Raw genomic sequence first — 252 nt, 5'->3', positions numbered from 1 at the left:
CAAACGCTCACGGCTGCCGAGCGCACAGCCGACCTCAAGGCGTTGCGTTTGCGCTGGCAGGACATGACCAACCAGCACCTGGAGCGGGCGGGTGTGGAGACGCGCATCGACATGCGTAGCCATGCCGAACGCAAGACCGGCCTGGAGCCAGAGGCCAAGCAGTTGCCGAGTCAGTGGCGCGGTGCCGGTCGGGACAACGTGATCTAATTTCGTCAGGCGCGGCGCGAGTCTCAGGAGGCGCAGACAGCGCTG

At 65.9% G+C, this 252-nt stretch carries 1 protein-coding gene; it reads left to right on the top strand.

The window, feature by feature from the left end; all coding sequences use genetic code 11:
* Positions 1 to 207 (top strand): MobA/MobL family protein (locus tag ABS784_RS17200; RefSeq protein ID WP_352513421.1); only part of this gene is annotated, 207 nt, incomplete at its 5' end.
* Positions 208 to 252 lie beyond the last annotated feature (45 nt).

Source organism: Geobacillus sp. G4, from assembly GCF_040327975.1.
Classification (GTDB): domain Bacteria; phylum Bacillota; class Bacilli; order Bacillales; family Anoxybacillaceae; genus Geobacillus; species Geobacillus thermoleovorans.
The sequence above is the reverse complement of the archived record's forward strand: the minus strand, read 5'-3'. Positions and strand labels throughout refer to the sequence as shown.